The organism is Hydrogenophaga sp. (assembly GCF_019635465.1).
GTDB lineage: Bacteria > Pseudomonadota > Gammaproteobacteria > Burkholderiales > Burkholderiaceae_C > Hydrogenophaga.
The window spans coordinates 149,682-163,394 of record NZ_JAHBZK010000006.1 but is presented as its reverse complement, the minus strand read 5'-3'; the positions used below and the strand labels follow the sequence as shown (position 1 = coordinate 163,394).

Annotated in this window: 14 protein-coding genes; 4 read left to right on the top strand and 10 right to left on the bottom strand. The window is 65.9% G+C overall.

The features are described 5' to 3' along the window. Nucleotides 1-2: 2 nt before the first annotated feature. The 10 genes from KF871_RS07330 to flhD all read right to left on the bottom strand — a co-directional run bounded on the left by KF871_RS07330 (nucleotide 3) and on the right by flhD (nucleotide 9,915). Nucleotides 3-755: a hypothetical protein gene (locus tag KF871_RS07330; RefSeq protein ID WP_291140132.1), complete on the bottom strand. Its 753-nt coding sequence runs from the start codon at nucleotides 753-755 to the stop codon at nucleotides 3-5. Next, nucleotides 748-2,217, bottom strand: coding sequence for a flagellar biosynthesis protein FlhF (gene flhF, locus KF871_RS07325; protein WP_291140131.1), 1,470 nt, complete (start codon nucleotides 2,215-2,217; stop codon nucleotides 748-750). The genes KF871_RS07330 and flhF overlap by 8 nt, the downstream gene beginning before the upstream one ends. A gap of 148 nt (nucleotides 2,218-2,365) precedes the next feature. After that, entirely contained in the window at nucleotides 2,366-4,438 is a 2,073-nt protein-coding gene (gene flhA, locus KF871_RS07320; RefSeq protein ID WP_291140129.1) for a flagellar biosynthesis protein FlhA, read from the bottom strand. Then, nucleotides 4,435-5,589, bottom strand: coding sequence for a flagellar biosynthesis protein FlhB (locus tag KF871_RS07315; protein ID WP_291140127.1), 1,155 nt, complete (start codon nucleotides 5,587-5,589; stop codon nucleotides 4,435-4,437). The genes flhA and KF871_RS07315 overlap by 4 nt, the downstream gene beginning before the upstream one ends. Nucleotides 5,590-5,774: 185 nt before the next feature. Continuing rightward, complete coding sequence (locus tag KF871_RS07310) at nucleotides 5,775-6,386, bottom strand: protein phosphatase CheZ (RefSeq protein WP_291140125.1); 612 nt, start codon at nucleotides 6,384-6,386, stop codon at nucleotides 5,775-5,777. A 16-nt stretch (nucleotides 6,387-6,402) separates the two neighbouring features. After that, complete coding sequence (gene cheY, locus KF871_RS07305) at nucleotides 6,403-6,789, bottom strand: chemotaxis response regulator CheY (protein ID WP_291140123.1); 387 nt, start codon at nucleotides 6,787-6,789, stop codon at nucleotides 6,403-6,405. A gap of 24 nt (nucleotides 6,790-6,813) precedes the next feature. Continuing rightward, nucleotides 6,814-7,854, bottom strand: coding sequence for a flagellar motor protein MotB (gene motB, locus KF871_RS07300; RefSeq protein ID WP_291140121.1), 1,041 nt, complete (start codon nucleotides 7,852-7,854; stop codon nucleotides 6,814-6,816). Between the two features lie 128 nt (nucleotides 7,855-7,982). Further along, nucleotides 7,983-8,846 carry a flagellar motor stator protein MotA gene (motA, locus tag KF871_RS07295; protein WP_291140119.1) on the bottom strand — a complete coding sequence of 288 codons (864 nt, stop codon included), beginning with the start codon at nucleotides 8,844-8,846 and terminating at the stop codon, nucleotides 7,983-7,985. A 157-nt stretch (nucleotides 8,847-9,003) separates the two neighbouring features. Next, entirely contained in the window at nucleotides 9,004-9,543 is a 540-nt protein-coding gene (gene flhC / locus KF871_RS07290) for a flagellar transcriptional regulator FlhC (RefSeq protein ID WP_291140117.1), read from the bottom strand. Between the two features lie 30 nt (nucleotides 9,544-9,573). Next, on the bottom strand, nucleotides 9,574-9,915 hold the full coding sequence (gene flhD, locus KF871_RS07285) for a flagellar transcriptional regulator FlhD (RefSeq protein WP_291140115.1): 342 nt from the start codon (nucleotides 9,913-9,915) through the stop codon (nucleotides 9,574-9,576). A 527-nt stretch (nucleotides 9,916-10,442) separates the two neighbouring features. Here flhD and KF871_RS07280 point away from each other — a divergent pair. The 4 genes from KF871_RS07280 to KF871_RS07265 all read left to right on the top strand — a co-directional run bounded on the left by KF871_RS07280 (nucleotide 10,443) and on the right by KF871_RS07265 (nucleotide 13,624). Next, entirely contained in the window at nucleotides 10,443-11,234 is a 792-nt protein-coding gene (locus KF871_RS07280; protein WP_291140113.1) for a flagellin, read from the top strand. A 154-nt stretch (nucleotides 11,235-11,388) separates the two neighbouring features. Beyond that, the gene (gene fliD / locus KF871_RS07275; protein ID WP_291140111.1) at nucleotides 11,389-12,810 is read left to right on the top strand and encodes a flagellar filament capping protein FliD; all 1,422 of its coding nucleotides are present in this window, start codon (nucleotides 11,389-11,391) and stop codon (nucleotides 12,808-12,810) included. A gap of 98 nt (nucleotides 12,811-12,908) precedes the next feature. Further along, the gene (fliS, locus tag KF871_RS07270; protein ID WP_291140109.1) at nucleotides 12,909-13,319 is read left to right on the top strand and encodes a flagellar export chaperone FliS; all 411 of its coding nucleotides are present in this window, start codon (nucleotides 12,909-12,911) and stop codon (nucleotides 13,317-13,319) included. A gap of 2 nt (nucleotides 13,320-13,321) precedes the next feature. Then, nucleotides 13,322-13,624, top strand: a complete 303-nt coding sequence (locus KF871_RS07265) for a flagellar protein FliT (RefSeq protein WP_291140107.1) — start codon at nucleotides 13,322-13,324, stop codon at nucleotides 13,622-13,624. The last annotated feature ends 89 nt before the right edge of the window (nucleotides 13,625-13,713 follow it).

Sequence of the window (13,713 nt, the reverse complement as noted above, 5' to 3'; positions counted from 1 at the left end):
CGTCAGCTCCAGAGGGGGTGAGCGGCCCCGGCGTAAACGCCGCGGGCGGGTGAACGGTGAGGTGAGAACGGGGGCGTGTCGGCGCGCACCAGCGCGCCATCGGGCACGCGCTGCGACCAGGCCGGCTGCGCCCACACGGGCACGCGAAGGCCCAGGTGACGCTGCGCGGTGTCGACCACGTTGGAGAGAATCTGCTGCGGTGCCGACAGCGGCGCCAGCACCGGGCACAGGCCCGCGCCGTGCAGCCATTTCAGGGCGCCATAGGCATCGATGCTGGCCTGCGGCTGGTCGATCACCGGCACCAGCACGCGCGCGCTGATGCCCGACAGGAGCGAGGCCAGGGCTTGCGCCGGCGCGTACAGCAACACCAGCGCGCCGTGCGCGAACGGTGCAAACAGGCGCGAGACCGCCGTGTCGGCGCCACCGGCGGCGGCGGTGCCCACCAGGGTCTGCAGGCCGCGCGCGCCGGGCATCACCTGCCACTCGCCGCGCTGTGCCGCGGCGCCCAGTTGCGTTTCGCTGGTGTCGGCCAGCGCGTGGCACAGGCCACCGCGCTCGCCGCGTTCGGTGGCGCAGCCGTCGATGACGACGACGCGCTGACCGGCGTCGGCCAGGTCCATCGCCAGCCGGCACAGCCACTCAAAGCCGTGCGACGGCTGGGCCGGGCTGGCCAGGGGCATGAGGGCCGGGCTGCCGTCGCGCGCCTGCATGTCCAGGCGCAGGCCGGCGGCCTGGTCAAGGCCGAACTCAAACATGCAGGCCACCGAAGGTGCCGCTGCGGCCGGCCGACTGGGCGAAGTAGAAGCCCATGTCGGCGGTGCTGGGGTCGAAGGCCGACTTGCTGCTCGAGCCCATGCTCAGCTTGACCAGCGAGCCGGCATCGGGGTGGTGCCAGTCTTCGGGCACGCGCTGGCCGTTGGCCACACCGCGCACCGTCACGTGGTGACGAATCAGGGCGTCGATGGCGGGGCCGAGCTTGACGGCTTCGTCCACCTTGGACAGCACCACGCCGTGCAGCTTGTCGGCCTTGAAGGCGGAAAGCGTCTCGTCCAGGGTGTCGCCCTGGGTGCCGGCGTTGAGCACCAGCACCTTCTTGAGGCTGGGCATCTCCAGCACGTCGAGCATGTCCTGCACGCGCTGGTCGCGCTGGCCCAGGCCGGCGGTGTCGATGATGACCAGGCGTTTGCCGGCCAGCAGGCCGAGCATGTCCTTGAGCGCGGCGCGGTCGTGCGCCAGGTGCGCCACCACGCCCAACATGCGGCCGAAGGAGCGCAGCTGCTCGTAGCCCGAGACGCGGTAGCTGTCGAGGGTGACCAGACCGACGCTGTTGGCGCCGTATTGTTTGACGCATTGCGCGGCCAGCTTGGCGGCGGTGGTGGTCTTGCCCACACCGGTGGCACCCACCAGGGCGACCACACCGCCCTCGTCGGCCAGGCCGGCACCCGGTTGGGCCACGCGCAGGTTGCGCTGAATGGCGTCCATCAGCCAACGCAGCGATTCGCCGGCGCCAGCTTCAACCGGCAGGCGCTCGAGCACGGCGCGCGAGAGCGCGGGCGAGTAGCCGGCGCGGATGAGCTTGTGCATCAGGCTCGACTGGATCGGGTTGCTCTTGCTCGAACCCAGCCAGGCCAGGGTGTTGAAACGCTCTTCGATCATGTCCTTGAGCGCGTTCAGCTCCAGCGACATGCGCTGCTCTTCCTGCACGGCAAAGCGCGGCTCCGAATCGGCGAAGGCGTTCTCACGCGTGCGGATGGGCTGCGGCGTGGCGCGCGGCGTGCGGATCTGCTCCGGCTCGTTGAAGCGCTGCACCGGCACGGCAATGGGCTCGGGTTCGCGGGCGGGCGCGGCCTCGGCCGCTGCCTCGGGCGAGCCGCCGTCGAGTTGTTCGCGGCGCTTGCGCAGCATGCGCTCACGCACATATTCCTGGAACGACAGCGTGCTCATCGCCATGGCTTCGGTGTCGCTGGCGATGGTCGATTGCGTGTTGGCAAACGGCGCCTGGCGCGGCGCTTCCACCGGCTTGGCCGCAGCGGCGGACGCGGCCGATGCGGGCGCGCCCTGCGTCATGGACGCCAGGCTTTCCTCGGCGGCCACCATGACCTCGAAGCCTTCGGGCGTCTGGCGCGTGGAGAGGATCACGGCACTGTCGCCAAACTGACGGCGCGCCTTGGACATGGCCTCGCGCGAGGTGGGGGCGATGAAGCGTTGGATGTTCATGCTGACGTTCCCAGAAAAAGCGTTCAAGAATTCAGTGACGCATGCGCGCCGAGGTCAAACCGGGAGTCACCGAGGAACCGGCTTTGCCGGGCCTCAGGTGACGCCCCCTTGAGGGGGTCGAGCGAAGCGAGGCGGGGGTGTTTCATATCTACGCCGCCAGCTGACCCAGGATCGGGCCGATGCGGATAAGGTGGGTTTCGGGGATCTCGCTGTGCGCGAGCACCTGCAGGCGCGGCGCGGCGCGGCGCAGCAGGCGCGCCATGGCGCTGCGGATGGCGTCGGGCACCAGCAGGCAGGCGGGCACGCCTTTTTCTTCCTGCTGGTTGGCGATGTCGGTGGCGGACTTGCTCAGCATCTCGGCCACGCCGGGGTCCAGCGCGCCGGCGTTGTTGCCGGTCAGGGCCTGCATCAGCAGGCGCTCCAGGCCGGGCTCGATGGCGATGACTTCGAGCTCTTTCACCGGGCCGTAGATCTGCTGCACGATGGCCGGCGCCAGCGCGGTGCGTACGCGGCGCGCCAGCTCGATGGGTTCGGTGATCTGGGAAGCGTGTTCCGCGATCGATTCGATGATGGTGCGGATGTCTCGCACGTGCACGCCCTCTTCGAGGAGCAGTTGCAGCACCTTCTGGAACGCAGCGACGGAGATCATCTTGGGCACGACTTCTTCGATCAGCTTGGGGGCCAGGCGGGTCACGTGTTCGACCAGTTCCTGGGTCTCGGTCCGGCTCAGCAACTTGGCCGCCTGGACTTGCATCAAGTGTGAAAGATGGGTCGCCAGCACAGTCTCGGAATCAACCACCGTGAAACCGGCCATTTGCGCGTTTTCCTTCTGGCGCTCGTCGATCCAGTGCGCGGGCAGGCCGAACGCGGGGTCGGTGGTGGGGGTGCCGATGAGGGGCACACCGGTGCCGCCCGGGTCGATCGCCAGCCATAGGCCGGGGTGGACTTCGCCCTCGCCCACCACCACGCCACGCAGGGTGATGCGGTAGGCGCTGGGGCGCAGCTCGAGGTTGTCGCGCACATGCACGGCTGGGGGCAGGAAGCCGACGTCCTGTGCGAACTTTTTGCGTACACCCTTGATGCGGGTGAGCAGGTCGCCCTGGCGGTTCTTGTCCACCATCGACAGCAGGCGGTAGCCGAGTTCGAGGCCGAGCAGGTCCACCGGTTGCAGATCGTCCCAGGTGGCCTCGCCGTCGTTGGCGGGCGTGGCGGGTGCGTTCTCGACCGGCTTGGGCGCCAGATCCTGCTGGCGGCGCCACCAGGCCAGGCCACCCAGCAGTGCCGCGAACATCAGGAAGAAGATGTGCGGCATGCCCGGGATCACGCCCAGCAGGAACAGCACCGAGGCGGCAATCGCCATCACGCGCCACGAGATGAACATCTGGCGCGCGACCATGCCGGCCACGTCCTCGTCCTTGCCCACGCGCGAGACCACCATGGCGGCCGCAACCGAGATCAGCAGGCCGGGAATCTGCGCCACCAGCGCGTCGCCGACGGCCAGCAGGATGTAGTTGTCGGCGGCCTGTCCGGCCGACAGGCCGTGCTGCGCCATGCCGATGGCAAAGCCGCCAATGATGTTGATGATCAGGATCAGGATGCCGGCGACAGCGTCACCGCGCACGAACTTGGAGGCACCGTCCATGGAGCCGAAAAACTCGGCCTCTTCGCCCACCTCGGCGCGGCGGCGCTTGGCCTCTTTCTCGTCGATCAGGCCCGCGCCCAGGTCGGCGTCGATGGCCATCTGCTTGCCGGGCATGGCGTCCAGGGTGAAGCGCGCCGACACCTCGGCAATGCGCTCGGAGCCCTTGGTGATCACCACGAAGTTGATGACCACCAGGATGATGAAGACGATCAGGCCGACGGCGAAGTTGCCGCCGATGAGGAAGTGACCGAAGGACTCGATCACAGCGCCGGCCGCGCCCGGGCCGGTGTGGCCTTCGAGCAGCACCACACGGGTGGAGGCCACGTTGAGCGACAGGCGCAACAAGGTGGTCAGCAGCAGCACGGTCGGGAAGACCGAGAAGTCCAGCGGGCGCTTCATGTGCGCGGCCACCATCATCACCATCAGCGCCAGCGCGATGTTGAGCGTGAAGAAGGTGTCCAGCAGCCAGGGCGGCAGCGGCAGCACCATCATGGCCAGCACCGTCATCACGAGCATGGGGGCGGCCAGCGCCCCGGCGACGGCGCCATTGCGCTTGAGCCATTGCTGCAAGAAGTTCATTCCTCAGACTCCTGAGCGGGTTTCTTGAAATGCGGATCAAGCTCGGGCGGCACCTGCGGCAGCGGATCGGCGGGCATGACGCCCTCGCCCCGCATGGCGGCCTTGAGCTGATAGACCCAGGCCAGCACCTGGGCCACGGCGGTGAAGAGCGCGCCGGGGATTTCCTGGTCGATCTCGGCGTTGGCGTAGAGCGCACGCGCCAGCATGGGCGACTGCAGCACCGGCACGGCGTTGGCCTTGGCCACGTCGCGGATCTTCAAGGCGATGAGGTCGGCGCCCTTGGCGATCACGCGCGGCGCGGCCATGGTGGCTTCGTCGTAGCGCAGGGCGACGGCATAGTGGGTCGGGTTCATCACCACCAGGTCGGCCTTGGGCACGGCGCGAATGCTGTTGCGCTGCGCAAGCTGGCGCTGGCGTTGGCGACGCTTGCCTTTGACGTGCGGGTCGCCTTCGGCTTCCTTGTGCTCGCGGCGCACTTCATCGTGCGACATGCGCAGCTTGTGCTTGTGCAGGGCGCGCTGCGTCGGCAGATCGATGGCAGCCACCACGCCCACCACCAGCAGCAACAGGCCCACGCCCAGCATGAGCCATTGCGCGAGCTGGCCGATGCCGGCTTCGAGCGGGCGCATCAGCAGGGTGGAAAACGCTTCGGCGTGGCTGCTCAGAAACTGGGCCGCCACCAACAGGATGACGGCGGTGATGACCAGCAGCTTGGCGGTCTCGACCAGTTGCTGGCGCGAAAACAGGCGCTTGAGCCCGCTGAGCGGACTGAGGTTGTCCAGCTTGGGCTCGATCGGTTTGGTGCTGAAGGCGTAGCCGCCCGCAGCCACGATGGAGGTCACCACCAGCACTGCCATCAGCAGGCCCAGGGGCAGCACCAGGATCAGGCCCATACCGGCCGTATCCACCAGGCGCTGCAGCATCAGCTCGGGCGTGCGCACGCTGGCGTTGTCGAAGTGCAGCTGCAGGGCCAGTGCCTCGCGCATGCGCGAAAAGCCCAGCGGGGCCAGTGCAAACAGCGCCGCCATGCCCCCGCCCAGCACCGTGAGGTGGGTCAGGTCTTTGGAGCGCGCAACCTGGCCGTCGTCGCGCGCCTTCTTCAGGCGCTGCGCGGTGGCTGGCAGGTTTTTGTCTTGGCTGGACGAATCCATGGATCAGGCTCGGGTAAGTGAGCCTGATTGTGGAAAGCGAGCGGAAAAACTAAAGGGCGATAAGGCGGGGGGAAACCGGCCTATTCCGCCAGCACATTCCCACCACCAGGGACACCACGGAACCGGCTCTGCCGGGCCGCTGGTGTGACCCCCTTTTCAAGGTGGAGGCGCGAGGCGCCGCGGGGTCAGAAGCCCAGACTCGCCAGCAGGTCGTCCACGCCTTGCTGGTCGGTCACCACATCGGTGCGGCCGACGGCATCGACCACCGGGCCGGCCAGTTCAAACGCCTTGTCCTGGCCGGGTTGGCCGGACGGCGCGGACTCGAGCAGCAGCGCCAGCAGCTGTTCTTCTATCGTGCCGGCAAGGTCCACCACGCGCTTGATCACCTGGCCGGTGAGGTCGTGGAAGTCCTGCGCCATCATGATTTCGGTCAGGCGGGTGTCGGTCTTCTCGGCCAGGCTCACCACGTCGTTGGACCACTCCAGCAGCTCGGGCATGGCCTTGGCCAGCGCGGGCACGCGCTTGATGGTGTCGGCCAGTTCGCGGCCGCGCTGGGCGAGCTGTTCCTGTTCGCGCTTGCCCTCTTCCACCTGGCTGAGCACCTTCTCGGCGGCTTCACCCGTCAGGCGGGCGATGTAGGACAGGCGGCTTTGCGCATCGGGCAGTTGTTCGACTGTGCCCTGGAGCTTGTCGGCATAGCCCAGCTCCTTGAGCGCGTCGTGCAGCTGGCGCGTGATGCCACCCAGCTTGCGGAACATGTCCGGACTGCTGGTCGAGGCTTCGTTGTTGTCGCTCATGATCGACGCCTCCGGCTCACAGGCCCAGTTTCTTGAAGATGTTGGCGAGCTTCTCTTCGAGGGTGGCCTTGGTGAACGGCTTGACGATGTAGCCCGCCGCGCCGTTCTGCGCCGCCAGCACGATGTCTTCCTTGCGGGCTTCGGCCGTGACCATGAGCACCGGCAGGTGCTTGAGCTTCTCGTCCTGCTTGATCGCCGCCAGCAACTCGAAGCCGTTCATGTTCGGCATGTTGATGTCGGTGACGACGAAGTTGAAGTTGCCCGCCTTGAGCTTGCCCAGGGCAATGGCGCCGTCTTCGGCCTCGTCGGCGTCGGCGTGACCGATCTCCTTGAGCAGGTTGCGCACGATGCGGCGCATGGTGGAGAAATCGTCAACGATCAGGAATTTCATCGGCGTGGACATGGCTGCCTCCGCGGGAGGGTTGGGTCAATGTTTCGAGCCGCCGTGGTCGTGGCTCGTCTCAGGGGGTTTCGTCAGGTTGGCGGAAATCTGTAGGGGCGGGACGATGGAAACCGGCCCCTCCGTGGCAGCTGGCGCAGCAGCGGCCGGTGTGTCGGGCACGCCGGGCTCCGCGCCAGGCACCGGCGCAGCTGGCAGGGCGGGCGGGAACATGCGGTCTTCGTAGTCGCGCGACATGATCAGGATGCTGATGCGGCGGTTCGACGGGTCATAGGGTTTGTCGGGCAGCAAGGGCACGCTGGCCGCCAGGCCCTCCACCCGTCGCAGCTTGTCGTCGGGCAGGCCGCCGGCCACCAGTTCGCGGCGCGAGGCATTGGCACGCTCGGCCGACAGCTCCCAGTTGCTGTAACCCCGATCGCCGTTGCCAAACGGCAGTGCGTCGGTGTGGCCGGTGATGGCGATGCGGTTCTCCACATCGCCCAGGCTGCCGCCGATGGTGCGCAGGATGTCCTGCATGTAAGGCTTGAGCAGCGCACTGCCGGTGTCGAACATCGGCCGGTTCTGCGCGTCCACGATGAGGATCTGCAGGCCGTCGGGCGTCTTGATCATGCGGATCTGCGAGCGGTATTCGCCCAGCTTCTCGTTGCCGGCGATCAGCGCGTTGATCTTGCTCTCGAGCGCGTCGATGCGCTCCTGTTCCTTGCGGGCCATGTCGGCGCGCGACATCTGCGCCCCCAGCTCCTTGGTGGTGCGCTCGGTGTCGCCCGAATCGCGCTGACCAAAGGCCGACGAGAGGTCGCGACCGCCGCCGGGAATGATGCTGTTGCTGTTGCCCGAGCCGTTGCCGCCCATCAGCGACACCTTCACCGGGTTGGAGAAATAGCTGGCAATGCCTTCGAGCTCGCCCTTGGCGGTGGAGCCGAGCAGCCACATCAACAGAAAGAAGGCCATCATGGCCGTCACGAAGTCGGCGTAGGCAATCTTCCACGCACCACCATGGGCCGCGTGACCGCCCTTCTTGATGCGCTTGACGATGATGGGCTGAAGCGCCTTGCCGTTGCCCGCCATTTAGACACCCCCCTGCAGCGCTGCGCGCGATCCCCCCTGAGGGGGGACGGCGCCAGCGGCCTGGCAAAGCCAGTTCCGCGGCGCCCCGTGACGGGAGCCCCTGGCACGCAGAAAGGTCTGCGTTGTGATCATGCTTTCTTGCCCTTCACGTGGTTCTCCAGCTCGGAGAACGACGGGCGCACGTCGCTGAACAGCACCTTGCGGCCGAACTCGACCGCAGTGGCCGGTGCGTAACCCTGCATGCTGGCCAGCAAGGTGGTCTTGATGCAGATGAGTTCTTTGCCCGCCTCTTCGACCTTCTGGTCCATCAGGCCGCCGATGGGTTCGAACACACCATAGGCCAGCAAGATGCCAAGGAAGGTACCGACCAGGGCCGAGCCGATCATGCCGCCCAGCACCGCTGGTGGTTGGCCGACCGAACCCATGGTGTTGACCACACCCAGCACGGCGGCCACGATGCCGAAGGCCGGCAGGCCACCGGCCAGGCGGGCGATGGCCGCCACCGGCGCGTGCGCTTCCTGGTGGTGGGTCTCGATTTCGTTGTCCATCAGGGACTCGATCTCGTGGGCGTTGAGGTTGCCCGAGACCATCATGCGCAGGTAGTCGGTGATGAACTCGACAACGTGGTGATCGCCAGCGATCGTCGGGTACTTCTTGAAGACCGGCGATTGGTCGGGGTTTTCGACATCCTGTTCGATCGCCATCAGGCCTTCCTTGCGGGCCTTTTGCAGCAGGTCGTACAGGAGTGCCAGGATCTGCATGTAGCGATCCTTGGTGAAATGGCTGCCCTTGAAGCAGCCGGCCATGCCTTTGAAGGAGGCCTTCACCACCTTCATCTGGTTGTTGATGATGAAGGCACCCAGGGCAGCGCCGAGGATGGTGGTGATCTCGAACGGCAGCGCGTGCAACACCACGCTGATGTTGCCCCCGTGGGCGATGAACACCCCGAAGATGCAGGCCATCGATACCAGGAAACCGATGATGACGAACATGTTCTTGGTTGGTGGAATGGGTGGGCCTGACGGGACATCCCGCCGGGGTCATTGCAGAACTTATCGGCCAACTCTAGGTGGGATGAAGACCGCCAAGAAACGAAAAAAGGCCCCCTGTAGGGGCCCTTTTCACGCTTTGAGGCGAGGGTGATTGCTGTCAGTGCAGGCGCAGCGAGTTGGCGCTGGAGCCCTTGCCGGCGCGTGCCGGCGGCTGGCACAGGCCACAGACGAAGTGGCGGGCGTTTTCATAGGGCTCGGTGACGAACTGGCCACCGCAGCAAGAGCATTTGGTCAGCGTGAGCATGCCGTTGTCCACGAACTTCACCAGGCGCCAGGCGCGGGTGATGGACAGCAGGGGCTCGATGGCGCTGGCCGTCATCTGTTCGCTGTACAGGCGGAAGGCCTTGATGACGGCGTCGATTTCTTCGAGTTCGGTCGATTTGGACAGGTACTCGTGGATGTTGAGGAACAGCGAGGCGTGGATGTTGGGCTGCCAGGTCAGGAACCAGTCGGTCGAGAAGGGCAACTGGCCTTTCGACGGGCTCTTGCCGGCAACTTCCTTGTACAGGCGAAGCAGGCGCTCATAGGAAAGGCTGGTCTCGTACTCCAGCACCTGCAGGCGTGCGCCCAGCTGGATCAAGGCCACCGCGCGCTCGATGTCACGCGATTCGTTGAGGATGCTTTTGCCTGCGGCCATGGTGGGGCTCCTGCGCGGTAGAGGAAGAGATCAGTGGGCGGTAGCGGCCATGGACTCGGCGTAACGGCCGGCCATGAGGATGCTGGCGTGCAGCTGGGTCGTGGTGCTGTTGTCGACCTTCTTCACGTTGTGGCTGGTCAACAGGTTCCACACCAGGTCGTCGTCCACACGGAAGCGGCACAGCAGCATGTTGCTGGAGGCGATCTTGAGCAGCTGAGCCGTCGACAGCATGCCGAGCAGGTCGGCGGCTTCTTCGGTCAGGCCCAGTCGGAACAGGGCTTCGGCGCGATCCTTGCGGATCAGGTTCTGCGCCAGCATCAGGTACGTCAGGTTGGCTTCGCGGATCTCGGCCAGAAGTTGTTCGCTGTCCATCACTTGCTCCTTCACATCCTCAGGTGGGGGGTTTTGCTGCCAGAAGGCTTTGCGAGACCCGATGTGAGGAATTGTGTCGAGCGGTGAAGAAACTTGAATCGGTAAAACGCTGTGCAACGTGTCGGGAGAACCGGTAGCGTTTGTCAGCGCAGCGCCTACATCTTTGGTTCTCATAAATGCCTTCCTACGCGCGTACGGGCGCGCTGGCGCGATCAACGGTTCGTAGGGAAGGTTCCGCCCTGCCGATACAGCAGGGGCACCGGAACTGGGGGGTGCGCACAGGCCTTATCAAGCATTTGGGTTGTGCGAAGGGCTAAAGAATTTCCACACCCCTCCGAAATTGGACTCAACGAACTTCAAAAGGGGTTCGTCGTCCGGCTAGCAAGGGCCAGCGCAGAGGCAGTGACCGACAAAGCGGTTGCACCGACGCAAAGGCAGGCGCTCCGGTCAAGGCCGCCGGCGGCTTCGCCGGCAACTGATTGGCAGCAATGCCGGATTGCATCCTCAATCTCTTTTAGGAGTTAGTCATGACCGCCATCAACACCAACGTGATGTCCCTGAACGCTCAGCGCAACCTGGCCACCAACCAGGGCTCGCTGGCCACCTCGATGCAGCGCCTGTCTTCCGGCCTGCGTGTGAACAGCTCGAAAGACGACGCCGCTGGCCTGTCGATCGCCACCCGCATGAGCGCTCAAGAGCGTGGCATGAACGTGGCCATCCGCAACGCCAACGACGCCATCTCCTTCGCACAGACCGCCGACGGCGCCCTGGGCAAGGTCAGCGACGCCCTGCTGCGTATGCGTGACCTGGCCGTGCAGGCAGCCAACGGCACCAACGGCACCGGCGACCGCGCCAACCTCAACGCCGAATTCCAGCAACTGACCGCTGAAGTGACCCGCCTGGGCTCCAGCACCCGCTTCAACGGTGCCAACGTGTTCGGCGCTTCGTACACCTTCCAGGTTGGCGCCAACAGCGGCGACACCATCGCCGTGGCCTCGACCGCCGCTGTGACCATCGCTGGTGACGTGACGACCGCTGCCAACGCAACGACCGCCCTGGGCGCCATCGACACCGCGCTGGACACGGCCAACACCTCGCGCGCCACGCTGGGTGCCGTGCAGAACCGTTTTGAATCGGTGGTGAGCAACCTGCGTATCGCTTCCGAGAACCAGGCCGCTGCCCGTGGCCGGATCATGGACGCCGACTTCGCCCAGGAAACCTCCAACCTGTCGCGTACCCAGGTGCTCACGCAAGCGGGTACCGCCATGGTGGCCCAGGCCAACCAGGTTCCCCAGAACGTGCTGGCCCTGCTGCGCTGATCGCGGCAGGCGGTACGGCGGCCATCCCCACCGGGGTGGCCGCTCCCGAGGCGGCGGCGGCGCGAAAGCGCTCCCGCCGTTTCGTGCATCGCAGGATGCACACAGCGTCTTCCACCGAGTGCGCTGTGTCCATCGTGTGAAAGGCTGATCGATCATGGCCATCTCCTCTCCTGGCATTGGCAGCGGCATCGACGTGCAGAGCATCGTCTCGCAGCTCGTCGCGCTCGAGCGCGCGCCGCTGACCAACCTGCAGACGCAGGCCAGCGCCATCACGACGCGCATCTCCACCTACAGCACCATCAAGAGCCAGTTCGCTGCGCTCGGTGATGCGGCGGCCAAGCTGTCCACCACCTCGGCCTGGGGTGTCTACACCGCGACCTCGTCCAACACCAGCGCCGTCAGCGTGACGGCCGGCACCACCGCCGCCCCTGGCGGTCTGTCGATCGAGGTGCAGCAGCTGGCCAAGGCGCAATCGACAGCGTCGGTGGCCGTGGCCAACGACACGCCCATGGGCAGCGGCACGCTCAGCATCGAGGTCGGTGGCTGGTCGGGCGGTACCTTCACCGGCAATGGCTCGCCAGTCAACGTCAGCGTCGGCGCCAGCGACACGCTCAGCACCATCGCCGGCAAGATCAACCAGGCCGGCGCTGGTGTGACGGCCACCGTGCTGCGCGACGCCAGCGGCGAACGGCTGCTGGTGCGATCCAAAGACACCGGCGAAGAGCAGGCATTTCGCATCCAGGTCAGCGACGACGACGGCAACAACGCCGACGCCAGCGGTCTGTCGCGCCTGGCCTACGACCCCGGTACCGCCACCGGTGGCATGTCACTCACCCAGGGCGCTCTCAACGCCCAGGCCACCATCAACAACGTGGCCATTACCTCGGCCAGCAACAAGCTCACCGACACCTTGCCCGGGCTGACGATCACGCTCAGCCAGGTGACGACCGAACCGGTGGAGCTTGAAGTCAAGACGGACACCGAAGAAATCAAGAAGCGGCTGCAGGCCTTCGTCGATGCGTACAACACCATCAACGACACGCTGAGCAACGCGGTGAAGTACGACGCCGACAGCAAGACGGCCGGTCCTCTGCAAGGCGACGGCACCACCGTGGGCCTGCAGAACGCACTGCGCTCGATGATGCGTTCGGTGACCGGCAGCACGCCGTTCTCGCGTCTGCTTGACGTTGGCATCTCGACCGAGAGCAGCACGGGTGCCAAGCTCAAGATCGACACCACCAAACTCGATGAGGCCATCAACGGCAACCTCGAAGGCCTGCAAAGCCTGTTCACCGCCGACAACGCCGACGCCACGCTGCGCGGCTTTGGCGTCAAGGTCAAGGCCTTCACCGACGGATTGCTCGCCAGCGATGGTCAGATCTCGACAAAGACCGATGCCCTGGCCAAGCAGAAGACGCGCAACCAGGACGAGCAGGATCGCGTGAACGACCGCGCCGATCGCGCCCAGACGCGTCTGCTGGCACAGTTCTCCTCGCTCGACACCACGGTGGCGCAATACAGCGCCCTGGGCAGCTTCGTTTCGCAGCAGCTCGCGCTGTGGAGCTCCAGCTCGTGAACGCATCGTTGAAACCGCGCATCACCGTCGACGCGCCGCCTACAGTCCCGCAGGCGGTTGCCGATACAGACAGGTATCAGATGCAAGGAACCGACGCCATGTTCACCTCCGTCAGCACCCGAGCCGCCAGCGCCTACCGCCGTGTCGCGGTGGAAACCGATGTCCAGGCTTCCGACCGCCACCACCTCATCTCACTGCTCTTCGACGGCCTGCTGCAATCGCTGAGCAAGGCGCAGATCGCGTTGGAGCGTGGCGAGCTGTCCACCAAGGGCGAACAGATCGGCAAGGCCCTGCGCATCCTCGACGAAGGCCTGCTGGCCGGCGTGGACGAAGCACGCGGTGGCGAGCTCGCGGTGAACCTGCGCATGCTCTACACCTACTGCGCCCACCGCCTGACGCTGGCCAATCTCAACAACGACAGCAAGCTGCTGGCCGAAGTGGTGGCGCTGATCGAGCCGGTGTCGGCTTCGTGGCAACAGATTCGCGAAGAGGCGCTGGCGGGAGCATGAACATGGCGCACCAGCTCATCGACTACTACAAGGCCATCGAGCGCACGAGCGAGCAGATGCTCGCCGCCGCTCAGGCCGAGGACTGGGACCAGGTGGTCCGCCTCGAAGGCGCGTGCGCCGTCCTGATCGCGCAACTGCGCTTCAAGTCGCGCGACAGCGATCTCGCCGCCGACGAGCGCAAGGAGAAGGCGAAGATCATGCAGCGCATCCTGCGCACCGACGCCGAGATCCGCTGCCTGGCCGAACCCTGGCTCAACGACCTGGCCAGCATCTTCGACAAGTCCAGCCCGGCACCCACGCACTGAGCGCTGTACACACAATAACAAGCGGCCCTACGGGGCCGTTTGTCATGGGGCGGCACCGGGTCATGGCCACGTGCTGACAATGGCCGCTT